23 protein-coding genes are annotated in these 23,511 nt (G+C 47.2%); all 23 read right to left on the bottom strand.

The window, feature by feature from the left end; genetic code table 11:
• Positions 1–271: 271 nt before the first annotated feature.
• Entirely contained in the window at positions 272–1,612 is a 1,341-nt protein-coding gene (gene murA / locus AC3WU2_RS07480) for a UDP-N-acetylglucosamine 1-carboxyvinyltransferase (RefSeq protein ID WP_018754717.1), read from the bottom strand.
• Positions 1,613–1,869: 257 nt separating this feature from the next.
• Complete coding sequence (locus AC3WU2_RS07475; protein WP_492452790.1) at positions 1,870–2,115, bottom strand: DUF1146 family protein; 246 nt, start codon at positions 2,113–2,115, stop codon at positions 1,870–1,872.
• A gap of 29 nt (positions 2,116–2,144) precedes the next feature.
• Positions 2,145–4,982, bottom strand: coding sequence for a S8 family peptidase (locus AC3WU2_RS07470; RefSeq protein ID WP_492452788.1), 2,838 nt, complete (start codon positions 4,980–4,982; stop codon positions 2,145–2,147).
• Between the two features lie 165 nt (positions 4,983–5,147).
• Positions 5,148–6,713, bottom strand: coding sequence for an NADH-quinone oxidoreductase subunit N (locus AC3WU2_RS07465; RefSeq protein WP_492452786.1), 1,566 nt, complete (start codon positions 6,711–6,713; stop codon positions 5,148–5,150).
• A gap of 4 nt (positions 6,714–6,717) precedes the next feature.
• Positions 6,718–8,337 carry a complex I subunit 4 family protein gene (locus AC3WU2_RS07460; protein WP_492452784.1) on the bottom strand — a complete coding sequence of 540 codons (1,620 nt, stop codon included), beginning with the start codon at positions 8,335–8,337 and terminating at the stop codon, positions 6,718–6,720.
• Positions 8,338–10,218, bottom strand: coding sequence for an NADH-quinone oxidoreductase subunit L (gene nuoL, locus AC3WU2_RS07455; RefSeq protein ID WP_492452782.1), 1,881 nt, complete (start codon positions 10,216–10,218; stop codon positions 8,338–8,340).
• Positions 10,219–10,236: 18 nt separating this feature from the next.
• On the bottom strand, positions 10,237–10,548 hold the full coding sequence (gene nuoK, locus AC3WU2_RS07450) for an NADH-quinone oxidoreductase subunit NuoK (RefSeq protein ID WP_018754711.1): 312 nt from the start codon (positions 10,546–10,548) through the stop codon (positions 10,237–10,239).
• A gap of 1 nt (position 10,549) precedes the next feature.
• Positions 10,550–11,068 (bottom strand): NADH-quinone oxidoreductase subunit J, encoded by a 519-nt coding sequence (locus AC3WU2_RS07445; protein WP_018754710.1) that lies wholly within the window; start codon positions 11,066–11,068, stop codon positions 10,550–10,552.
• Positions 11,061–11,516: an NADH-quinone oxidoreductase subunit NuoI gene (gene nuoI / locus AC3WU2_RS07440; protein WP_018754709.1), complete on the bottom strand. Its 456-nt coding sequence runs from the start codon at positions 11,514–11,516 to the stop codon at positions 11,061–11,063. Before nuoI ends, AC3WU2_RS07445 begins: the two co-directional genes overlap by 8 nt.
• 15 nt (positions 11,517–11,531) lie before the next feature.
• Positions 11,532–12,542, bottom strand: a complete 1,011-nt coding sequence (nuoH, locus tag AC3WU2_RS07435; RefSeq protein WP_018754708.1) for an NADH-quinone oxidoreductase subunit NuoH — start codon at positions 12,540–12,542, stop codon at positions 11,532–11,534.
• Complete coding sequence (locus tag AC3WU2_RS07430; protein WP_379344493.1) at positions 12,542–13,642, bottom strand: NADH-quinone oxidoreductase subunit D; 1,101 nt, start codon at positions 13,640–13,642, stop codon at positions 12,542–12,544. The genes nuoH and AC3WU2_RS07430 overlap by 1 nt, the downstream gene beginning before the upstream one ends.
• 6 nt (positions 13,643–13,648) lie before the next feature.
• Complete coding sequence (locus AC3WU2_RS07425) at positions 13,649–14,446, bottom strand: NADH-quinone oxidoreductase subunit C (RefSeq protein WP_492452778.1); 798 nt, start codon at positions 14,444–14,446, stop codon at positions 13,649–13,651.
• On the bottom strand, positions 14,443–14,961 hold the full coding sequence (locus AC3WU2_RS07420; RefSeq protein ID WP_018754705.1) for a NuoB/complex I 20 kDa subunit family protein: 519 nt from the start codon (positions 14,959–14,961) through the stop codon (positions 14,443–14,445). The genes AC3WU2_RS07425 and AC3WU2_RS07420 overlap by 4 nt, the downstream gene beginning before the upstream one ends.
• Positions 14,946–15,314, bottom strand: a complete 369-nt coding sequence (locus AC3WU2_RS07415) for an NADH-quinone oxidoreductase subunit A (protein ID WP_018754704.1) — start codon at positions 15,312–15,314, stop codon at positions 14,946–14,948. Before AC3WU2_RS07415 ends, AC3WU2_RS07420 begins: the two co-directional genes overlap by 16 nt.
• A 1,055-nt stretch (positions 15,315–16,369) precedes the next feature.
• The gene (locus AC3WU2_RS07410; protein WP_492452776.1) at positions 16,370–16,600 is read right to left on the bottom strand and encodes a hypothetical protein; all 231 of its coding nucleotides are present in this window, start codon (positions 16,598–16,600) and stop codon (positions 16,370–16,372) included.
• A 283-nt stretch (positions 16,601–16,883) separates the two neighbouring features.
• Entirely contained in the window at positions 16,884–17,288 is a 405-nt protein-coding gene (locus tag AC3WU2_RS07405; protein ID WP_379344486.1) for a F0F1 ATP synthase subunit epsilon, read from the bottom strand.
• Positions 17,289–17,314: 26 nt separating this feature from the next.
• Positions 17,315–18,721, bottom strand: coding sequence for a F0F1 ATP synthase subunit beta (atpD, locus tag AC3WU2_RS07400; protein WP_379344484.1), 1,407 nt, complete (start codon positions 18,719–18,721; stop codon positions 17,315–17,317).
• Positions 18,722–18,745: 24 nt separating this feature from the next.
• Positions 18,746–19,606, bottom strand: coding sequence for an ATP synthase F1 subunit gamma (gene atpG, locus AC3WU2_RS07395; RefSeq protein ID WP_492452773.1), 861 nt, complete (start codon positions 19,604–19,606; stop codon positions 18,746–18,748).
• 117 nt (positions 19,607–19,723) lie between these two features.
• The gene (atpA, locus tag AC3WU2_RS07390) at positions 19,724–21,238 is read right to left on the bottom strand and encodes a F0F1 ATP synthase subunit alpha (protein WP_379344480.1); all 1,515 of its coding nucleotides are present in this window, start codon (positions 21,236–21,238) and stop codon (positions 19,724–19,726) included.
• Positions 21,239–21,269: 31 nt separating this feature from the next.
• Entirely contained in the window at positions 21,270–21,806 is a 537-nt protein-coding gene (locus AC3WU2_RS07385; protein ID WP_492452770.1) for a F0F1 ATP synthase subunit delta, read from the bottom strand.
• Positions 21,803–22,288, bottom strand: a complete 486-nt coding sequence (gene atpF / locus AC3WU2_RS07380) for a F0F1 ATP synthase subunit B (protein WP_018754697.1) — start codon at positions 22,286–22,288, stop codon at positions 21,803–21,805. The genes AC3WU2_RS07385 and atpF overlap by 4 nt, the downstream gene beginning before the upstream one ends.
• Positions 22,289–22,378: 90 nt before the next feature.
• Complete coding sequence (atpE, locus tag AC3WU2_RS07375) at positions 22,379–22,603, bottom strand: F0F1 ATP synthase subunit C (RefSeq protein ID WP_492452768.1); 225 nt, start codon at positions 22,601–22,603, stop codon at positions 22,379–22,381.
• Between the two features lie 76 nt (positions 22,604–22,679).
• Positions 22,680–23,483 carry a F0F1 ATP synthase subunit A gene (gene atpB, locus AC3WU2_RS07370; RefSeq protein ID WP_492452767.1) on the bottom strand — a complete coding sequence of 268 codons (804 nt, stop codon included), beginning with the start codon at positions 23,481–23,483 and terminating at the stop codon, positions 22,680–22,682.
• Positions 23,484–23,511 lie beyond the last annotated feature (28 nt).

Here is a 23,511-nt window from a genome sequence, read left to right as displayed (position 1 = left end):
TGTCTTTCTACTCTACTTATTAGTATGAAGCGAGACGACATGCTAGAACTTCGAATAGAATCGATTTCACCTTACTGCGCTTAGATTCACGTTCTATGATCTAGTACTAAATAAGATGTCCAACACATCCCAATCTAGTATTCCCCAAAAAGAACCACCCTAGTATTTCACGATTTATTCTAAAGCCTCACTCCGACTCCAGTCCGTTACAACAACACAAAAAGACCGAAATGACAAATCGTCATCTCGGTCTCTACATTCAAAGGTTAAGTTACGCCCAAGTAGGCTGCACTTGGAACAGCGGTTTCTTCTCTTCTTTCTTCTCCACCTCGAGTGGATTCAGCTTCGATTCATCGTAGGATACACGATAAATATCTGCACCCAATTTCGAGAGCTTCTCAGCCAAGTTCACGTAGCCGCGGTCGATATGATGCACGCCGCTCACTTCCGTCGTACCTTCTGCAACCAATCCTGCACAGATTAAAGCTGCACCTGCACGTAAATCCGTTGCCGTTACTTTCGCACCGAAGAGCTTCGATCCCCCGCTAACGACAGCCGTACGGCCATCGACTTTGATGGATGCGCGCATGCTCATGAACTCATCCACATGCATGAAGCGGTTCTCGAACACCGTTTCCGTTACAACCGATGTCCCTTCGGAGATGAGTAGCAACGCCATCATCTGGGATTGCATATCTGTCGGGAATCCTGGGTAAGGTAAAGTCTTCACATCAACTGAACGAAGTGGACGATCCGCAGTAACACGAATGCCATTCTCGTCTGGCTCTACCGTTACGCCCATCTCTTGCAGCTTCGAAATAACTGGGCCTAAATGATCGGCAATAGCACCCTCGACGTAGACATCGCCACCTGTCATCGCTGCAGCAATCATATACGTTCCCGCTTCAACACGATCCGGGATTACCGTATGCTCCGCACCTTGCAGCTTCTCAACACCTTCAATTCGAATGATTCCCGTTCCTGCTCCACGCACCTTCGCACCCATCGCATTCAGATAGTTCGCGAGATCCACGATTTCAGGTTCTTTGGCTGCATTCTCAATGATTGTCACGCCTTCAGCTAACGTCGCTGCCATCATAATATTTTCAGTTGCCCCTACGCTCGCGACATCAAGGTAGATCTTCGCACCGCGTAAACGACCATTAATTTTCGCTTCAATATACCCTTGGCCAAGGCCAATTTCCGCACCCATCGCTTCAAAGCCTTTCAAATGCTGATCAATCGGTCTTGTGCCGATCGCACAGCCGCCTGGCAGTGAAATACGAGTGTGGCCCAATCGTGCTAATAAAGGTCCCATAACAAGGAACGATGCACGCATTTTACGAACATATTCATAAGGTGCTTCGCATGACTCAATGTTCTGTGCATTGACACGGATCGTTTCATTGAGATATGTAACCTCTGCCCCTAATACTCCTAGTACTTTATTGATCGTCATAACATCGTCAAGAGGAGGTGCGTCATAGATCACGCTTACTCCATCTTCCCCCAGTAGAGAGGCAGCGATTATCGGAAGAACAGAGTTCTTTGCACCATTGACGCGAACACTTCCGGTTAACCGTTTGCCGCCGCGGACGATAAATTTGCTCATTCTGGTTCCCTCCGCGATAAATTTTTACCATTTTCTCCAAAATAACAAAGATAATGACACGCCTGTTTTGCTCAAAGTTCATATTACCATTCAACCCTAAAGACTTACAAGGGTTATTTTCGCGATCATATCAAGAACTTATTAAAATGGTTACAAAATCGTAACATTTCTATTCATTTTCTTATTTACCAGTCTTCACACAATTGTTCGATGTTATTCGACACAACTTGCAGACTGCAGGTTAATCATGGCTCGATTTAGAATAAACCCTTAAGCCGCTGTGTCCACTCCCAGTATTGGAGCACGAATTCAGACACCCAGTGACCGATAATCACCGATAGGAACACGTGTAACAGCTTTCCTTGGGGCCCCTTGGCATTCCTCAAGAACAAGTCAAACTTCACCGCTTGAAGCGCCCACCAGGCGAATCCGATACAGCCTAACGTTACGATAATACCGACCAACCCACTTAATCCAACCAACGATGTCATCGAATCATCCATGCGCAGCTCCTCCTTCCGATTTCAACCCATTATTTAACCAAAATTTCGTATAACATGGTCGTGAATTCAGCCCGGCTCGCCGAAGCGTCCGGCTTAAAAGATCCATTGCTGTAACCTTTCAAATATCCACGTGATTTCATTTGACTCAGCATCGGGGCAGCCCAGTGATTCACACTCACATCGGTAAAAGGATCTTTCCCGCTTCCTCTCGGCTTTTCCTTCATCGCATTACCGATCATCACTGCCATCTCCGCACGTGTAACGAACCGGTTCGGCGCGAAGGTGCCATCCTGATAACCATGTACGATCCCTGCTGATGCAGCTTTAGCGATATCGGCATAAGCCCAATGCTTCACATTGACATCGCTATACTGAACCGCATTCCCTGCTTTGAACTTAAAAGCCTTGCTTAGGATGGAGACGGCTTCCGCCCGAGTGATCCCTCGATCTGGCTCGAAGCGATACCCATCATACCCACCAATCCATCGCCGCTCCGTCAAAGCCGTAATCGCTGGAACCGCCCAGTGGCCTTTTATATCTCGAAATCCAGCTACAAGTGTTTCGGCATGCATCTTGAATTGATAGTATTGTCCATTAAACATTTGATTGGTCGACAATCGGACGAGATACGTTCCCGGCTCCATGATTCGTGCTGATTTGAGCGATGTATTACCTAAGCTATTCGACATCTTGAATAAAGCCTTCTGCTTGCGATCATATACGTTCATTGTAACAACACGGTTCGAAGGAATGCCTCTAACACTTAGCTCCACATAACTTTTCTGGTCTACACGATATTCGAACCAGTCCACATCTGTATTCGATCCGAATACGCCCATATAATCGGTATCTGACACTGCTGTTACCGCTTGATAGCTCTTGTCATTCGGTTCATTGAGATCCGTATATTGCGTAACGTATTGGATGGATAGCTTATATTCACCGGCAACAGCACTTGCTTTTGGCGAAATCGCATTATAGACCCGCATATAATACTGACCCGGCTTGATATCCACAAGCGTAATACTCTCACTGTCTGAGCTATCCTCACTGAAAGAATCGATTGTTAATTTCTCCATCCCAGGACCGCTGATCTCCATCGCCGGATCAATACGTGCCGTATCGCTATCGAGCTTAAGCCGTAACGTTCCTTGATCCGTCACACGGAACACGAACCAATCCTCATCTCCGTCCTGATGGAAGGTTCCAATGACTTCCTGACTCCGTGTCGGAAGTGTAAAAGCCTGGTATTGCTTATTGTTATGCTCGTATGGGTCAGTGTATATCGTAAATCTTGAAATCAATTTGTACGTTACAGGTGTTTTGGACTTCATATTTGTCAGCTTAAATTGCAATATATTTTTGCCCTTTTTCACTGGAATCTGTGTCTTCGTATTCGTTAGACTTGCAACTTTGGTTCCTCCGGCTTTCGTCGAAGTGTAATAGGTCAGCTGCAATGGCGTTCCGCCCTGAATAAGTTGTGTCTGAAGGGTCAAGGTCCCATCATAAGGTGCATTGACATAGAACCAATCTTCATCCTCGCCTTGCAATACAGCAGACATCGAAGTATCAATCGGAAACGCCTTCGCGATCTCACGACTTCCGTTATCCTCGTAAATATCCTCCTTTGGTTTCATCGTCAATGCCCGATCTGCGCGGAGTAGACCGTACCCCGTCTTCGCATCCCATCCCATCGTTCCAAGATCCTGTGCCGACTGGCGAATTAAATTTCGAATCTGATAAGGCTTCATATCCGGATATTTGGACCAGATCATCGCTGCGACAGCTGCAACTTGCGGCGCAGCCATCGACGTTCCTTCATCGGTTGTGTAGCCTCCACCTAACGCTGTGGTATAGACCCGCCATGGAGCAACAACATCCACTTCTGGACCATAGTTCGATCGCGGCTCTGCGGTCTTCAAATCAGCTGTCCCACCGACAGCGATCACTTCGGGATATGCCGCAGGATATTTCACGGCTGCTTTTCCGGCCAACTCCGCTCCATCATTCCCCGTTGCTGCGATGAGTAATACCCCTTTGCTCTCCGCGTATTGCACGATTTGCTGCATATAGGTTGAATACCGATACAAGCCTACGGATAGCACGACGATCTTCACATCATGCTCAATCGCATAGACAATCCCTTCGCCGAGCTTATCTTCATCACCCGATCCCGAGGAATCCAGCGCCTTAATGGGCATTACTCTTGCATCCCATAATATGCCGCTAACGCCCAATCGGTTATTCCCTACGGCTCCAATCACACCTGCGACACTCGTCCCATGTCCATTATCATCCTGCGGAAGCTGGCTAGGCTTAATCAGATTAACGCCATCCACCAAATTATCTCGCAAATCCGCATGCTTCAAATCCACCCCGGTATCCACGACGCCGATCGTAAGCTTGGTGTTACCTGTGACTTGTTCCCAAGCCGAATCAGCATGAATCTGGCGCAAATATTTCTGACTCTCATAATTGGTATCGTTCGGCACCTTGAGCACCGTTACCGGATTATTCGGCTGCACATACTCCACTTCGGCAGATTCTCTTGCCCGTGCCAACCAAGCCTTCGGTTCAATCCCCTGCTTCAGACGTACAACATAGACATTCACAGCCTCTTGCTTGCTTAGAATTTCTGTATCTTGTAATAAACCCTGATCTTGGGACGAGCCCTTCCATTTTACGATCCAGGATTTCGGTTGATCTTCTTCGATTTGTGCTTCCTGCGCAATCTGATTGCTATTCGTTGTCTGCAGCTGCGACTGCTCTGCCTTTGCTGTCATCATCCCTGTTGTTGCTTCACTCATGTACTGCAGTAGCAGCATACACATCAATACGACGACGAAGCGGTATCGTAATCTTTTCATTGCTTCTCCTATTCTACCATCCATTTACCTATCTCATGCTTCTTCTAAAATAGGTACCTCTACTTCTTCGATACGCCGTACTTAATCCCCTTTTACTTTGTAAAAGATTGTATCTGGCAAAAAAAGCCTTCCGCGAAGGAAGGCTCTCTTCAATACTTTTATCGACTAACTCCCTACTTGAATGAATAAATCAAACGAAAGGGCAAAAAATTTATTGATCACATCTAGCACCGTATTCGGCATAACCCCGAGATAGATCGTTGCTGCAACACAGATCCATACCGTAATCCCGAGTGGTGCGGGGAATCGGATGGAAGGCATCTCACCGACCGAACGCATATACATTTGACGGATGATTCCGAAGTAGTAGTAGAGTGAGATGACGCTGGTGATGATCATAATCGCAGCGATCCAATAGGCCTTCATCTGTGCAGCTCCGAGAACAATGAAGAGCTTTCCGATAAACCCTCCCGTTAGCGGAATGCCCGCAAAGGACAGGAGCAGGATCGTCATTCCCACCGCGGTAAAAGGAGCCCGGTAGTACAACCCTGCGAAGCCGCTGATCTCATCATGGCCCACATCCCGACTCACAATCATCGCCACAGCGAATGCGCCGATGTTCATGAACAGATAGGCAATAAGATAAAACGCGAACTCGGAGAAATTCGAGACATGCAGCGGTGTCATGGATAATCCGATCGGTACGAGCAAGTACCCTGCATTCGCAACACCGGATAAGGCCAGCAATCGCTTCATATTCCGTTGACGAAGTGCTGCCGTATTCCCGATAACCATCGCGATCGCAGCGACGATCAGGAGCGTGAGCATGACATCACTGCTAATATACAGATATTCTTGGCTCGCGAGCGGGAAAAATACGTTATAGACGATTCGGAATAAAATCGCAAAGCCAGCTGCCTTGGATACGACCGCGAGGAACGCAGTAACTGGCGTCGGCGCCCCTTGGTACACATCTGGCGCCCATACGTGGAATGGGGCAACCGCGATTTTGAACCCGAATCCTGCGAGCATCAAGAAGAAGCTGACATAGATTAAGACTTTGAAATCGTCCAAATGCTGCGATAACATCTGAGCAATCGTAGCAAGATCCGTCGATCCTGACATCCCATAGAGAAAGGACATACCATATAGAATGAAGGCCGAAGAGATACTTCCAAGTACGACATATTTGAAGGCACTCTCATTGGATTTGAGATCATTTTTCTTAAGCGCTACGAGCACATAGGAAGTGATACTCAACAATTCAAGCCCAACATATAGCGTAATCAGATCGCCAGAGGATGCCATCATCATCGCACCGAGTACCGCAGGCAGTAGTAAATAGTAATACTCACCCTTATGCGGAATCTCTTCCTCACGAATCGATCCTAGACTCATGAAAATAATAAGTGCCGTTCCGCCTAAGAAAATAATTTTCAGCAGATTCGCAAAATCATCAACCCGGTAACTCTGCCCCAGGAGATGCAGCGCCTGAGCTGTTGAAGCCGTCTCTGCCCCGCTGCTCATATCGATCATCCGCCAGACGACAAATCCGAGGGAGATCAGTACAGCTACCAAGGAGAATACACCTAGCCCATCACGATTGACCCTTTTCGGTAAAAATAAATCTAGCAGAGATAGGAGAATTGCCGCGATGACCAATGTTAATTCCGGTGCCAAGGTGGCAAGATCGGCCCATTGCAGTGGCATGATCGTTTCAGTTGGATTCATGGGACTAACCTCCTACCTTGATAAGTTCTAGAAATTGGTCGAAGCTATGCTGCAGCGGATCAATGAGTATCGTCGGATAGACACCGAGCAATACGATCAATGCAGTCAGAGCAATCATGGGCACGGCCTCAATTAGACGAGCATCACGGATGCCGATATAACGGTCTTCCATCGGACCATAGGTGATACCCAGTACCCCTCGTAGGACGTAGACAGCGCCTAGAATAACTCCGAGTGCACCTACAACCGCAACGACTTTCATCGTACTGAACAAGCCTAGGAAGGAGAGAAATTCTCCAACGAATCCCGATAAACCAGGCAAGCCTAAGGATGCAAGACCTGCAATAAGTAGAATCCCACTCATGAAAGGCATGCTTCGCGCAAGTCCGCCAAGCTCATCCAACTGCGTCGTACGCGTCCTTTCGTAAAGACTTCCGACGATCAAGAAGAACAATGCGGAGATAAATCCGTGCGAGATCATCTGATACATCGCGCCTTGCAAACCGATTTCATTCAGTGCCGAAAGTCCTAGAAGAACAACGCCCATATGACTGATACTCGAATAGGCCAGAACAAGCTTGAACTCCCGTTGGACGAGAGCCAGCACGGCACCGTACAGAATATTCACAACACCTAGAATCGCTAAGGTCGTTGACCACGATTCCGCCTGATGCGGGAACAAGAAGAGTGCAAATCGAATGAGTCCATAGGCTCCCATCTTCAGCAGAATCCCCGAGTGAATCATAACGACGGCTGGTGGTGCTTCATTATGCACCTTGAGCATCCACGTATGGAACGGAAAGAAGGGAAGCTTGATACCAAAGGCAACAAGGAGCAAGACGAAAATAGTTGTCTTCATCCCTTCCGACATGAAGAAAGCACTCGTCATTTGCTCTGGATTCATATTGACATAGGAATTCGAATCCAACAGGTTCTGCATAATGGTCGATAAGCTGCCAGAATACATATAGTGCCCTTGCGCATTCGCAGCGGTATCGATCGTAAATCCTGCCGTTGCAATTAATAGGACGAATGCGATCAGCATGAGCGCAGATCCAAAGCCGTTATAGATCAAGAACTTATTCGCCGCCCGTTCGCGGCCTCCGTAACCCCAAATCCCGATTAAGAAATACGTTGCGACCAAGGTCACTTCGAAGAATAAGAAGAATAAGAACAGGTCTCTTGCCATAAATACGCCGAACATGCCCACTTCAAGAAGTAAGAATAAGATGAAGTACATTTTCGTGCGCTTCTTAATGTGAAACGAAGCAAGTGCTGCCATCACACTCACGACCGCCGTCAGTAGGACGAGGAGAAGCGATATGCCATCCATCGCAAGATGATAATTAAATTGAATGCTGTACGATGCAAACCCTTGTTCAACCATGAACTCTTTGTTCAACGCAATATTGATCCATCGTACATTTTCTTCATAGGCCGTGCCCTTACCGCTGTATTCATAGGCTGCATACATCCAAGTGGCAAGACCGAGTGTAAGCACCGTTGAAGCGATGGCAATCACTTTCATCGCTCTGCTCTTATCCTGCGGCATGAATAATAAAATGAGTACCCCGAGCAGCGGAGACAAGGCGATGAGCGTAAGAATCGGAATATTGGTAATCATCTACCATAACCTCCTTCCGACAATACCCAAGATCAGAATGACACAGCCGAGCAGTGTAATCAATCCATAAGTCTGCACCTGGCCGTTCTGCATCCGTGTCGATGTCCGTCCTGTTAGGATCGTCAATCCGGCTACGCCGCGAACGATACCATCCACGATCCATTGATCGAAAGCGGAGAGCGCGAGTCCAATCGCACGCAGTGGTGCTACAATAATGACTTGATAGACTTCATCAATATAATACTTATTCGCGAGTAATTTCGTAAGCCATGGCGCACTGGAAGCAATCGCATCCCGCGAGATCGATTTTTGACGATAAATGAGCCAGCCGAGTCCAATGCCGAGCAACCCAACGACTGTCGATAGGATCATGACGATCACATTCGCATGCTCCTCCGTCTCTGTCCCTTCCAGCCATGTTCCGAACCAACTATTAAACGGTGTAAAGACGAAACCAGCTACGACAGCTAGAATGGCGAGCAATACGAGTGGAATCGTCATTGTCGCTGGAGATTCATGCGCATCTTTAGCAGCTTCCGATTTGCCCGTGAAGACCAAGAAGAAGAGTCTCGACATATAGAACGCGGTGAAGAATGCCGCAATGAGCCCGATAACGAATAATCCTTTGTGACCTTCCCATGCTGCGGTCAGAATTGCATCCTTCGACCAGAATCCGGAGAATGGCGGAATACCCGATAATGCTAATGCGCCAATACCGAACGTCCATGCCGTTATTTTCATTTTGGAGCCTAAGCCACCCAATTCATTGACATCTTGCTTATGAACCGCATGAATCACGCTACCTGCCCCAAGGAATAACAGTGCTTTGAAGAATGCGTGCGTAAACAAGTGAAACATCCCTGCCGTTACGGACCCGATTCCCAATGCCATCATCATATAGCCGAGTTGACTGACCGTCGAATACGCAAGGATCCGTTTGATATCATTCTGCGCAATCCCGATTGTCGCTGCGAAGATCGCCGTGAACCCGCCGACATATGCGACGACTTCCATCGCCGCCGGTGAGGCATGGAACACTTCGAAGGTTCTCGCAACCAAGTACACACCCGCTGCAACCATCGTCGCGGCATGGATCAGCGCACTAATTGGCGTTGGACCTTCCATCGCATCAGGCAACCACGTATGTAGTGGGAATTGACCGGATTTGCCGATCGCGCCTACGAAGATTAGAATCGCAATAAGTGTAGAGATCCCCGCGCTAATGCCAGCAGCGGTCATCACCTCAGGTTGTGTGAACACATTATGGATGGATGCGAAATCTAGTGCATGATCCGGCATGTAGACGTAGAGCAGCAAGATCGCGATAAATAAGCCTACATCCCCAATACGTGTTACGATAAAAGCCTTCTTGGCGGCTGCTTTGGCTGCCGGTTTCTGATACCAGAACCCAACCAACAGGAAGGAACATACCCCTACAAGCTCCCAGAAGATATAGAGCTCTAGTAAATTCGACGAAATGACCAACCCTAACATGGAGAAGGTGAACAGAGAGACATACGCGAAGAAAATATTGATCCGGTCATCGCCTTTCATATATCCTCTGGAATAGACATTAACGAGTAAACTGACGAACGTCACGATCATGAGCATGAGCGCATTCAGGTTCGTGACTTCGAACCCGACTGTTAGATTCACATCACCGAATCGGATCCAATCCATATTTTTGGTATAATCCTCTGCCTGACCGCCGATTCGCTCGATTCCTATTAGTAATGCATATATAAATGAAGCGAGCGTAAATACGATACTGATCCATCCACCGATCTCTCTCATCTGCCGACCAAGTGCCGTAAGAATCAGGAAAGCGATCAGCGGGAGGATCGGAACGACAAAGGCATATTGCGAGTAGACAAATTCCATTGCATTTCCTCCTATTGGTTATCGCTTCATCTCATTGAATTCATCCACATTCGCTGTTCCCTTATTCCGGTATAGCGCGATGAGGATCGCGATACCTATTGCAGCTTCCGCAGCAGCAATCGAGATGTTAAAGAGCGAGAAGATTTGGCCCTTCAGTCCAGGAACAACCCCATATTTCGAAAATGCGACGAGGTTCAAGTTCACCGCGTTCAGCATCAATTCAATGGATAATAAGACGACAACAGCGCTCCGTTTCGTTAATGCACCGTACAGACCAAGGCAGAACAAAATGGCAGCGAGCATCAGATATGAACCTAACATTCCGCTCATTTTAGTCCTCCTCCCTTTTGGCAATCACAATCGCCCCGATAAAAGCAACCGTGAGCAGCACCGACATCAATTCGAACGGTATCACGTGCTCCGTATAGAGCAGTTTACCGATCTCCAGCGTATTGTCCTTCGGAGGATCCCAAGCCGCAGCAGGCAGCTCGGTTGCGCGAATGGCATAGAATAACAATCCGAACAAGGCTAGACATCCAACCGCCGTAATCGCTTCGTGCCATGGTCTTCGGATCTCTTCATCCTTCTGATCATGCCGCGTCATCATAATACCGAAGATCATCAGGATCGAAATCGCTCCCGCATAGATGAGGACTTGCACAAAAGCCACGAATTCCGCATTCAAGAGGACATACATCCCGGCGAGCCCGATAAAAGCAAAAGCGAGCGAGACCACCATGTGAATGACTTTACTGAAACTAAGCATTAAGACGGCACCTGCGATAATACATACCGCAAGGATGAAGAACGCAACATATTCACCCGTAAGCTGGAAGCTCAAATCAAACATCTTTCTTGACGCCCCCCCTCGTCGTCATCGCCGAGTTATTCTCCTTACGAATATGGTTGTTGTTCTCGTACAACCATTCTTTATTTTTGAACAGGTCATCACGGCTGTATGCCGCTAGCTCAAAGTTATTCGTCATAACAACCGCTTCTGTCGGACACACTTCTGTACATAAATCGCACAGAATGCATAGTTCAAAGTTAATATCGAACGTATCGATGACTTTCCCTTTTTTCTCTGGATCCGGGTTCGGTTTGCCTGTCAGCGTCAAGCATTCTGTCGGACAGATCTTTGCACACTGATTGCACACGATACATTTATCCGGCTCAAAATATTGAATACCACGAAAGCGATCCGGCATTTCGAGCGGTACATCCGGGTATTTATAGGTTACTTTTTTGGAGGTCATCGTCTTGAACGTGACTCCCAGCCCTTTAAGCAATCCCTTCATCGGTACTCTCCCCTTCTATTTGATGAATAGTTCCATGTAGATAGCCGTAATGAACACATTCAGGAGCGATAGTGGGAGCAGCACTTTCCAGCCGAAGCTCATGAGCTGATCCACACGAATACGCGGCATCGTTGCGCGCAGCCAGAACAAGAAGAACACACAGAATGTGAATTTCAGGATGAACCAGATCACTCCTGGGATGAACGTTAAGAACGGAAGCGGCGCATGCCATCCACCGAGGAATAGAACCGTCGTAAGCGATGCAATAGCGAACATGTAGACATATTCTGCAAGCATGAAGAATGCAAATCGGAATCCACTATACTCGACATGGTATCCTGCAACGAGCTCAGACTCAGCTTCCGGCAAATCGAATGGTGTACGGTTAAGCTCAGAGACCGCTGCGATGATGAACACCACAAATCCGATGATCTGCGGAAGGAAATTCCACTGCCAGAACGCATCGCCTTGCCCATTTACAATGGTACGCAAGCTTAAGCTGCCACTGACCATAATGACTCCAACCACCGATATTACCAGTGGAATCTCGTAACTAATCATCTGGGCTGCTGAGCGCATGCCGCCGAGTAAGGAGTATTTATTGTTGGAAGCCCAACCGCCCAGAATGATGCCAATCGTTGAAATACAAGATAACGCGCCGTAATACAACAAGCCTACATTGAGGTCTGTAAAATAAAGTGAATTCGTATAAGGAATCGTGACTAGAACCGCAAATGCAGGAACGTACGTAATAACGGGTGCAAGGATGAACAACCAACGATCTGCTTTTCGTGGGATCGTATCCTCTTTAATAAGCAGCTTCAGGATATCTGCAACGGTCTGGAACAATCCGAATGGACCTACTCGGTTCGGACCGATCCGTCCTTGCATCCAGCCAATGACTTTGCGTTCATAGTAGATGGCATAGGTTACAAACCCCAATACGATAAATAGAAATACAATGCTCCAGGCTAGAAATATAGCAAAATTCGTCCATGTTAACGATTCTTGCAACCAAGCGCCCATTAACAGTCAACCTCCCCAACGACGATATCAACGCCGCCTAGAATCGTAATGAGGTTCGTCATGGTCTCCCCGACGAGAAGCTTCGGTAAAATCTGCAGATTCACGAAGGAAGGACGTCTAAACTTCAAGCGATACGGTTCTGCTTTTCCTTTCGAGACGATATAAGCACCAATCTCACCACGCGGCGATTCAATACGCGCATAGATCTCGCCTGCCGGCGGACGGATGACACGGGGAACCTTGCCCATAATCTCGCCGTCTTTCGGGAATTGCTCAATCGCTTGCTCCAGGATACGCAACGTCTGGCGCATCTCTTCCATTCGAATGACATAGCGGTCATAGCAATCGCCATTGGTACCGAGCGGTACATCGAAATCGAACCGGTCGTAGATGCTGTACGGCTCATTTTTCCGCAGATCCCAATTCACCCCGGTACAACGCAAATTCGCACCGCTTAAGCCATAATCAATGGCCGTTTGCGCATCGTATTTGCCGACCCCGATAATCCGTTGCAAGAAGATCTCATTACCGCTCACGAGATTATCGTACTCAACAAGCTTCTTCTTCATATAAGGGATGAACTCTCGAACCTTATCGATCCAGCCAGCTGGCGCATCCCACTTCACACCGCCTACACGCATGTAGTTATAGGTAAGTCGTGCTCCACACAATTCGTTAAATAAATCGATGATGATCTCACGATCCCGGAATGCATATAAGAAAGGGCTCATGGCTCCAATATCAAGCAAATAGGTCCCCCACCATACCATGTGACTGGCAAGACGCTGCAATTCCATCACGATCAATCTTAGAAACTCAGCACGCTCCGGAATTTCGAGCTGCATCATTTTCTCCACCGCATCCACGAGCACATAGTTGTTCGTCATGGCTGACACATAATCCATACGGTCGGTATAAGGAATGATCTGCGTATAGTTCAAATCCTCTGCCAGCTTCTCCGTACCCCGATGCAGGTAGCCCATCACGGGCGTTGCTTCTTTAATCACTTCTCCGTCTAATTTCACGACGATCCGAAATACACCATGTGTACTGGGATGCTGCGGTCCTACATTCAATAGAAGTTCTTCTGTCCGAATCACGCGTGATTACACCTCCGAATCTAGCGGTACATAGTCTTTGCGCAGTGGATGCCCTACCCAATCATCGGACATCATAATTCGGCGCAAATCGGGATGACCCGGAAATGCGATACCGAGTAAGTCATAGATTTCACGTTCATTCCAATTGGCCGTTTGCCAAATCGGCGTCACCGAATCGACGGACGGCTGATCACGATCCGTCTTTACACGAATGCAATATTCGTGCTGCGTCGTGATGGATACCATATGATAGACCACTTCCATATGCGTCTCATGATCCGCGCCCGACACATTCCGAAGATAGTCGCATTGAAACTCCGGATCATGCTTGAGAAGTTCCGCACATGTATACCAATGTTCGTTCTTAATCGTAAGCGTCGGCAAGTGGTTGTTATTCTCGTTAATCGAGGACTCTTCCACTACATCTTCGGCTATTTTTTCTTTCAGGATCACAATGGCACGATCTAAACGAGGCTGGTTATGGGAAGGCTCCTTCGGCGCAGCCTCTGCTGCAGCTGCCTCGGCTTCTTCCTTGGCCTTGGCTCTGGCTGCTCTCGCTTCAGCTGCAGCTTTGACCTTCGCTTCTTTCTCTTCATCCGTTAGCACTTTGCGCTCTGGTGTGGCTCCAGCAGCTCCATCTGCCGCCGCTTCTGGTGCCGGTACGTCGCCGCCTCCAGCTTCAGCCTTCGCACGTTCGCGTGCTGCTCGTGCTTCGGCAGCCGCCTTGACCTTCGCTTCGCGTTCTTCCGGTGTCATGATCTTGCGTTCCGGTTTGTCAGGTTTTACCTCTTGCTCATCACTCATTGGTTCGTCACCTGCTTCCCGGTCTTCGCTTCATAACGAATCTTCTCTTGCAATTTATTAATGCCATAGATCAAAGCAGCCGGGTTCGGCGGGCAGCCCGGGATGTAAACATCGACCGGTACAATTTGATCCACGCCTTTCATCACGGCATACGATTTCACATAAGGACCGCCAGCCGTTGCACATGATCCCATTGCGATAACCCATTTCGGCTCTGGCATTTGGTCGTACAAACGACGCAATAAAGGACCCATTTTCTTCGTTACCGTCCCTGCTACGATCATCACGTCAGATTGACGAGGCGATGTGCGGAATATAACGCCAAATCGGTCCAAATCATAGTGGGATGCTCCCGTTCCCATCATTTCAATCGCACAACATGCAAGCCCGAACGTAAGCGGCCAGAGCGAGTTGCTTCGCGCCCACGCCTTCAATTGTTCAAGTGTTCCCATGAATACATTTCTTTCTAGCTCCTGACGTTCCTCAGGACTGATCGATTCTAAATTGAGTTCCATTTGAGCACCTTCTTCTTCCAAGCGTATATAAGCCCCACAAGCAACAATGCGACAAATATCAACATCTCAACAAGTACGAAGAGTCCAAGCTGCTGATACGCCACGGCCCACGGGTAAAGAAACACGGTCTCCACATCGAAAATAACAAACATCAGTGCGAATAGATAATAGCGGATATTAAATCGTACCTGCCCTACCCCTACCGGCTCGTTCCCACTTTCATAGGTCGATTGCTTGATTTCGGTAGGTTTGCTAGGTCTTAGAAATCTTCCCACTGTAAGCGCTACCACTGGTAGCAAAATCCCCAGCGCAATGAAGATCGCTACAATGACATAGTTATTCGAGTATTCCATGTCCTCTCTCGCCTCCGTTCACAACTATATAATTTTATTATACAAAACGAAAAAAACTGTAATAAACCCGTAACAATTATAACAAAACCTACCAATATCGTCTATCCAAAACCTGGGTTTTCATTTGTAGTTTTCTGCGTATTTTTTAATGTGTCTAACAACCCTTGTACTTGCTATATATGCGGGGGAGAGAATGCAAATTCGTGAAGAGTTTGTGACTGTTGGGGAGTGGGCAGGGCAGGGTGAAGCATGATGGAGCATGATGGAGATGAAAATGTAGTGGGGAACACAGGTGTAGTGCCTTCCGTCGCTGTTGAAATCAGGAATATAGGATTGGACTCGTTAGAGGTTTATTCCTGATTTCAAAGGCGATCGCTATCGCTCTTCCAGTCACTACACCCGCTTTTCCTGTGCATTTTCATCTCCATCACAAACCCTCCCCTCTTTACTTGGAGGGGAGGGCAGGAAGAGCCCCATTAAGCCATAGGCCTAAATGGGGCTCCCTTCAGAATGCAGCATGCCTGTCCCATGAAAACTGGAATTCATGCACTTCCTCGGTTAACACTTACTCAATCATTGGCTCGTCCTTTGTGCCAACGTTGTGAACCTCGAACTTTTACTAATAAGTGCTCATGGGTCCGTTAGAGGGTGCTTCGTCAGTAAATCCCCTTAAAGGCGACTATAAGTAGCCCAATTCATTTAGGTCAAGTGTCACTAATCCTGTGCAGACATAATATGAATTATTCAAAGGTGAAAGGAGAAAGTCAATGAATCAAGAAAAGCTTAGTGTTCAAGGATCTCAACAAAGGGATCCCGATCCACAATCCCATTTACATCAAGGTCATGAACACATGATGCATCATCCCCAATTTCATACCCAAAGTCATCCACAAGCTCATCACTTCGTCCATCATCACCATCATTATCATTATCATCATATGATGAGTACTTCTCAAAGATAGTATTTGAAAAAAAGATAAAAGGCGAGAAAAAGTGCGTCCGGCTCAATATTGCATTCATGCAGCCGTGCGTGTCATTCTCGCCTTTTACTCTGCTTACAAGAAATACCGCCTCCGAAGGAAAGCTCGCAAATCCTGAAATGAAGTAGGGACGCTGGATTGGCCAAAGGCCAAGACGGTCGTACCGGAACGCTTCTTGTACACTGTACCTCTCATCCCGCCACACGCCACTTTTTCCACTATCGCCACATCTCTTCGTAGCATCAACATCCAAATCTTGAGGTCAAGCGGGTGCGCTGGGGATGCCGCAGGCAGCATCAGTCGCACAGTGAGCGCTCCTTGCACACTGTACCGCACATCCCGCCAATCGCAGCTCTATCCACCAATCCGCTTTGAAGGAACTAAACACCGCCAACTGAAAGCGAAAAAAACCTGATTTATATTGCCATAAGGCAATACAAATCAGGCTTTTTAGTAGCGCTCCACCCACCATCCGCACCTAAACCCGCGCAACCGCAGCTCATATCGCCCAGTTTACGGGGTCCAGGGGCGTCAGCGCCCTGGGGTCCCCCTTCAATGGTGAAGGGGGATTTAGGGGGAAGCTAGATAGCTAGATTTTGTGTTCACTCACTTCGATACGAGCAAGCGCTCTTTGGAGAGCAAGCTCTGCACGGCGATGATCAATATGGTCTTTCTTATTGGCAAGTCGGCGTTCTGCCCGTTCTCTTGCTGCCTTCGCCCGGTTATAATCAATATCCCCTGGAAGTTCAGCCGTTTCAGCAAGAATGACCACTTTTTCTTTACCAATTTGAACAAATCCACCATGAACTGCAATTTCTTCCACTTTGCCGTTCGTTTTGATGACCACTGGAGCAACCTTCAAAGGTGTTACGAGCGGGACGTGGTTCGCTTGAATACCAAGCTCACCTTCCATCCCTTTCACAATAACCATATTGACTTCCTTCGCGTACACTTTACGCTCGGGAGTTACAACTTCCAATAAAAAGGTACTCACATGGAACCCTCCTAAAACTTACATACTTACAGCGTTTTAGCCTTTTCCACGGCTTCTTCGATTGTACCGACATACATGAATGCCGCTTCCGGAAGATCATCGTGTTTACCATCAAGAATTTCTTTGAAGCTGCGCACTGTTTCTTTAACTGGAACATATTTACCCTTGATCGAAGTAAATTGTTCTGCCACGTGGAACGGCTGAGACAAGAAACGTTGGATTTTACGTGCGCGTGAAACTGTCAATTTATCATCTTCGCTAAGCTCATCCATACCGAGGATCGCGATAATATCTTGCAATTCTTTATAACGTTGAAGAATACGTTTAACGCCTTGTGCTACGTTATAGTGCTCTTCCCCTACAATATCCGGCGCCAAGATACGGGAGCTGGAAGCGAGCGGATCTACCGCTGGGAAGATACCCATCTCGGAGATTTTACGCTCCAAGTTCGTCGTTGCATCCAAGTGAGCAAACGTTGTAGCTGGAGCTGGATCCGTATAGTCATCGGCAGGTACGTAAATCGCTTGAATCGATGTTACAGAACCTTTCTTCGTCGATGTAATACGCTCTTGCAATTGACCCATTTCCGTAGCAAGTGTCGGCTGGTAACCTACCGCGGACGGCATACGTCCGAGTAGTGCCGATACCTCAGAACCTGCTTGTGTAAAGCGGAAGATGTTATCGATGAACAAGAGAACGTCTTTGCCTTCTTGATCACGGAAGTATTCTGCCATTGTCAGACCCGTCAAAGCTACGCGAAGACGCGCACCAGGAGGTTCATTCATTTGACCGAATACCATCGCTGTTTTATTGATAACGCCGGAATCTTTCATCTCGTGGTACAAGTCATTACCTTCACGTGTACGCTCACCAACACCTGCGAATACGGAGATACCACCGTGCTCTTGTGCAATGTTGTTGATCAACTCTTGAATCGTAACGGTTTTACCTACACCCGCACCACCAAAGAGACCGATTTTACCACCTTTTGCATATGGAGCAAGCAAGTCGATAACTTTGATACCTGTCTCAAGAATTTCCGCTTGTACAGAAAGCTCATCGAATGACGGAGCTTGACGATGGATTGGATTCTTCACTTCCGCACTCACATCACCAGCGTTATCAATCGCATGACCAAGTACGTTAAATACGCGGCCTAGTGTTGCTTCACCTACAGGAACAGAAATTGGAGCACCTAAGTCTACAGCTTCTGTACCGCGAACAAGACCATCCGTTGTGGACATCGCGATACAGCGAACCATGTTATCACCTAAGTGAGTCGCAGCTTCTACGATTAAGTTAATAGAAACTTCTTTCTCGGATTTCGCTGGTTGTTCAATTTTGATCGCGTTCAGAATTTCCGGCAATTGACCACGTTCGAATTCAATGTCAACAACCGGACCCGTAACGGATATAACGCGTCCTTTTTTCATGCTTTACCCTCCTAAACCCATCTATTAAGACTGAGCGTTCGCTCCAGCCACAATCTCGGAAATTTCTTGCGTAATCGCAGCCTGACGCGCACGGTTATACGTCAATGTCAATTCACTGATCATCTTCGTAGCATTTTTCGTTGCGCTACCCATTGCTGTCATTTTCGCGCCCAGCTCACTTGCTTTTGCATCGAGTACCGCACTATAGATTAAAGTCTCTGCATATTTAGGAAGCAGTACATCAAGCACTTCTTCCGCAGAAGGTTCATATTCATAGCTAGATACGCTTCCTTCAACCTTCACTTCGTCAAGCGGGAGCAACTTCTTTTTCACAGGAACTTGAGTCAATGCATTCACAAATTCATTATAGAAAATGTAGAGCACATCATATTGTTCCTCTTCGAAAAATTGTACCGCCTTGGAAGCGACCGATTTGACATCCGAAAAAGTCGGGGAATCGGACAACTCCGTCACTTCTTGCACAATCGGAAGTTCTCTGCGACGGAAATAGTCGCGTCCTTTACGCCCGATGACGAACAACGAGTATTCATCATGCGATTTATGATTTTCACGAATCGTATTCATTACAGTACGAATAACGTTGGTATTGGAGCCACCACATAATCCGCGGTCCGATGTGATGACGAGATAACCCGTCTTTTTCACATCGCGGCTTTGCAGCATTGGATGTTTAATCCCTTTCGTTCCTGCTGCAATACTGCCGACCACTTCTTTAAGCTTCTCAGCGTATGGGCGTGAGGCTTCTGCCTTCTCCTGCGCTTTTCTTAGCTTTGCAGCTGCGACCATTTCCATTGCTTTCGTAATTTGCTTTGTATTCTGAACGCTTTTAATCTGGCGTTTTATATCGCGCATTCCTTTTGCCATGATTTCACCTCTTTCAAACTTAGCAGACAAGGTCTAGTGCTAATCAGCGAGCGACCTTGTCCTAAGCCAAGTTAATACAGGATACCGATCCGAGCAGGCTCGGTTATATGACTCTCGTTACGCCGAGACGTTAAAGCCTTTTTTGAACTTATTGATCGCATCGATCAATGCCTTCTCATTATCCGCTGTAATGTCTTTGGTATCGACAATAGATTGAAGAATTGCCGGCTCATTCGACTCCAAGTAGAATAAGAATTCTTTCTCGAAACGAAGAACATCGTTAACTGGGATATCATCCAAGTGACCTTTCGTTGCCGTGAACAAGCTTACAACTTGTTTCTGAACCGGCATCGGTTGGTTAACACCTTGTTTAAGAATTTCCATCATGCGGGCACCGCGGTTTAGACGAGCAAGCGTTGATTTATCCAGATCGGAACCGAACTGAGCAAATGCTTGCAATTCGCGATAAGCAGCAAGGTCTAGACGTAGTGTACCGGCTACCTTCTTCATCGCTTTAATCTGTGCGGAACCCCCTACACGGGATACGGAGATACCAACGTTAACCGCTGGACGTTGACCCGAATAGAAAAGGTCGGACTCTAGGAAGATCTGACCGTCTGTGATCGAGATAACGTTCGTCGGAATGTACGCCGATACGTCGGAAGCTTGCGTCTCGATGAATGGCAATGCCGTAATCGAACCGCCGCCGAGCTCGTCACTCAATTTCGCTGCACGCTCGAGTAGACGGGAGTGCAAGTAGAATACGTCCCCTGGATACGCTTCACGACCTGGAGGGCGTTTGAGTAGCAAGGAAAGCTCACGATATGCTGCTGCTTGTTTGGACAAGTCATCATAGATAATAAGGACATGCTCGCCTTTGTACATGAAGTACTCAGCCATTGCAACACCTGCATACGGAGCCAAGAACAAGAGTGGTGAAGGCTCGGATGCCGATGCTGTTACCACGATCGTATAATCCATTGCGCCATTACGACGAAGGGTTTCTACTACGTTAGCAACCGTAGATTGCTTCTGACCGATTGCAACATAAATACATTTTACGCCATTACCTTTTTGGTTAATGATCGTATCGATAGCAATCGCTGTTTTACCCGTCTGACGGTCACCGATAATGAGCTCACGTTGTCCGCGGCCGATTGGTACCATCGAGTCAATCGCTTTAATCCCTGTCTGCATTGGCTCATGAACCGATTTACGGTCGATTACGCCTGGTGCATTGTTCTCAACCGGACGGAATTCTGTCGTCGCGATCGGACCATTGCCGTCTACAGGCAATCCGAGTGAGTTCACGACGCGACCAAGCAATGCTTCGCCGACTGGAACTTCCATGATGCGGCCTGTACGTTTAACCTGATCTCCTTCGCGAATGTCCGTATAAGGTCCAAGAATAACGACCCCAACGTTGTTCTCTTCAAGGTTCAATGCCATACCTACAACGCCGTTTGAGAACTCAAGAAGCTCACCGGACATCGCATTCTCAAGCCCGTGGACGCGAGCGATTCCGTCACCAACTTGGATGACCGTACCTACATCGACAACTTGAATCTCGGATTTATATTGATCAATTTGATTTTTAATCAGCGTGCTGATTTCTTCAGGTCTGATACTCAATTCGCTTCACCCCTATCTACAGTGCTTGAGATTACTTTAACGATTTTTCCAAACGCGCCAATTTGCCGGACAAGCTGCCGTCGTACAGACGATCACCGATACGAACTTGGATCCCGCCGATGATGCTCTTGTCGACTACGTTTTGAACGCGAATCTTTTTATTCACGATTTTACCGAAATGGTCGGCTACTAACTCTATTTCCGGTGTGCTCAAAGCATAGGCGGACACGACAACCGCGTCCTCTTGACCTAACGCTTCACCCGCAACTTTGATATAAGCTTGTAACACTGCGCCGAGGGTATCTTGTCTGCTATTCTTAATTAGAACGGAAATAAGACTAATGACTGCTTCAGCCAGCTTGCCATCTACCGCTTTATGAATAACGTCTACTTTGACCGAAAGATCAATGTTCGGAGCATTCAAAAAACGAGTAATATCCACATTACCATCAATCGCTGCTACAACAGCTTTCAAGTCTTCTTCGACTTGAGCAACGTTGTTGCTCTGCTGTGCAACTTCGAATAATGCTTTGGCATATCTTTTCGCTACAACAAGGTCTTGGCTCATGCTTTGTCCCCTACCTCTTTAAGGTACTCTGCAACCAATTGCTCTTGCGATTTCTCATCGATTTGCTTCTCGATGATTTTGGATGCGATCATGACGGACATGCCGCTAACTTGGCTGCGAAGCGCAGCAACGGCTTTGTTCTTCTCGCTCTCGATATCGCGAACAGCCTCTTCTTTCAGACGGTTCGATTCCGATTTCGCTGTAGCGATAAGCTCATCCGCTTGCTTCGATCCAGTTGTTTTGGCTTGCTCAATAATATCGTAAGCGTCTTTACGCGCAGCTTGAAGCGCAGCTTTCTGATCTTCAAGCAATTGCGACGCTTGTTTGCGGTTTTCCTCGGCGTCCTGCATTTGTCCGAGTACGAGTTCTTTACGTTTCTCCATGATGCTGAATAACGGTTTGAACGCGTATTTGTTCAACAGAACATACAAAATAATAAACGCGACTAACGTAAACACTGTCGATGTCCATTCAATTTTCAAACCTAGTCACTCCTTTCTGAAGCGGTTAATCAACCAAAAGGAAGGCGCGGATAGCCTAAGCCTCCCCGCCAAACCTTATATCTTGTTTTATTAAGCTCCTGCGAAGAACAAGAATGCAAGTACAACTGCGATGATCGGCATCGCCTCAACCAAACCTACCCCGATAAACATTGTTGTTTGCAATTTGCTAGCCGATTCTGGTTGACGCGCAATACCTTCAACTGTTTTACTTACGATCAAACCGTTACCAATACCTGCTCCAAGTGCTGCCAAACCGATTGCAACTGCTGCTGCGATATATGCTAATGCTCCCATACTAATATTTCCTCCTCAGAAAAATGTTTTTTGTTTTGTATCTACAACCAAGCTATAAATTAGCTTGAATGGAGTCCTAATGCTCTGCACTATGATCTTCAACTGCGTGTGAAATGTAAACCATGGTCAACATCGTAAATACGAATGCCTGGATACATCCGACGAAGATACTAAAGCCTTGCCAAATGATCAATCCTGGAATCCCGAATACGCCAGCTCCGAGCAATACGGAGATGAGTACCTCACCTGCGAAAATGTTCCCGTATAGACGCATACCATGCGTCAATAAGTTCGAGAAGACCTCAATGAACTTAATGGGGAAGAACACTGGGAAAGGCTCGATATAACTCTTAAAGTAGGCTTTCGTATTTCTCGTCATCCCTAAGAAATGGACGATACAGAAAATCAAAAACGCCAAGCCCATTGTGACGTTCACATCCGCCGTCGGGGATTTCCACCAAGCGACTCCGATATGAGGATGCTCTACATCCGGCTTCTTCTCGTGAATGGCCTCGAACGCTGCTGCGTTCACCGTCGTAATCTCTTGGCCGAAGATTTTATGCCCCGGTTCAGAATATTCCGTCACAATCCCGAAAGGCAAGCCTAACAAGTTCCCTACGAGAATAAACATCATTAGCGTCATACCTAATGATACGAACACTTTACCCTTTTTGAAATCCATTGTGCTCGAGATCATTCCTTGAACGAACTCAACTGCCCACTCCATAAAATTCTGAAGCTTCCCAGGATTCTCAACCGATAAATTACGTACCGCTAGTCGCGCTAGAATAAATACAACCACACAAGTAACAATTAACATGGTAACGATCGAAATATCGATGTTAAAACCGCCAACATTAATTATTGGTGCTTCATGCATGTTTCTCACCCCTTTCTCAGCCAGAACG

The organism is Paenibacillus sp. EB106-05-06-XG162, assembly GCF_058791655.1.
Note: the sequence above shows the minus strand (reverse complement) of the source record. Positions and strands in the feature narration are given on the sequence as shown.

Bases quoted from the DNA above. Each gene is read 5' to 3' on its own strand.
- murA (WP_018754717.1), bottom strand. From the start codon at position 1,612: ATGAGCAAATTTATCGTCCGCGGCGGCAAACGGTTAACCGGAAGTGTT.
- AC3WU2_RS07475 (WP_492452790.1), bottom strand. From the start codon at position 2,115: ATGGATGATTCGATGACATCGTTGGTTGGATTAAGTGGGTTGGTCGGT.
- AC3WU2_RS07470 (WP_492452788.1), bottom strand. From the start codon at position 4,982: ATGAAAAGATTACGATACCGCTTCGTCGTCGTATTGATGTGTATGCTG.
- AC3WU2_RS07465 (WP_492452786.1), bottom strand. From the start codon at position 6,713: ATGAATCCAACTGAAACGATCATGCCACTGCAATGGGCCGATCTTGCC.
- AC3WU2_RS07460 (WP_492452784.1), bottom strand. From the start codon at position 8,337: ATGATTACCAATATTCCGATTCTTACGCTCATCGCCTTGTCTCCGCTG.
- nuoL (WP_492452782.1), bottom strand. From the start codon at position 10,218: ATGGAATTTGTCTACTCGCAATATGCCTTTGTCGTTCCGATCCTCCCG.
- nuoK (WP_018754711.1), bottom strand. From the start codon at position 10,548: ATGAGCGGAATGTTAGGTTCATATCTGATGCTCGCTGCCATTTTGTTC.
- AC3WU2_RS07445 (WP_018754710.1), bottom strand. From the start codon at position 11,068: ATGTTTGATTTGAGCTTCCAGCTTACGGGTGAATATGTTGCGTTCTTC.
- nuoI (WP_018754709.1), bottom strand. From the start codon at position 11,516: ATGAAGGGATTGCTTAAAGGGCTGGGAGTCACGTTCAAGACGATGACC.
- nuoH (WP_018754708.1), bottom strand. From the start codon at position 12,542: ATGGGCGCTTGGTTGCAAGAATCGTTAACATGGACGAATTTTGCTATA.
- AC3WU2_RS07425 (WP_492452778.1), bottom strand. From the start codon at position 14,446: ATGAGTGATGAGCAAGAGGTAAAACCTGACAAACCGGAACGCAAGATC.
- AC3WU2_RS07420 (WP_018754705.1), bottom strand. From the start codon at position 14,961: ATGGAACTCAATTTAGAATCGATCAGTCCTGAGGAACGTCAGGAGCTA.
- AC3WU2_RS07415 (WP_018754704.1), bottom strand. From the start codon at position 15,314: ATGGAATACTCGAATAACTATGTCATTGTAGCGATCTTCATTGCGCTG.
- atpD (WP_379344484.1), bottom strand. From the start codon at position 18,721: ATGAAAAAAGGACGCGTTATATCCGTTACGGGTCCGGTTGTTGACATT.
- atpG (WP_492452773.1), bottom strand. From the start codon at position 19,606: ATGGCAAAAGGAATGCGCGATATAAAACGCCAGATTAAAAGCGTTCAG.
- AC3WU2_RS07385 (WP_492452770.1), bottom strand. From the start codon at position 21,806: ATGAGCCAAGACCTTGTTGTAGCGAAAAGATATGCCAAAGCATTATTC.
- atpE (WP_492452768.1), bottom strand. From the start codon at position 22,603: ATGGGAGCATTAGCATATATCGCAGCAGCAGTTGCAATCGGTTTGGCA.
- atpB (WP_492452767.1), bottom strand. From the start codon at position 23,483: ATGCATGAAGCACCAATAATTAATGTTGGCGGTTTTAACATCGATATT.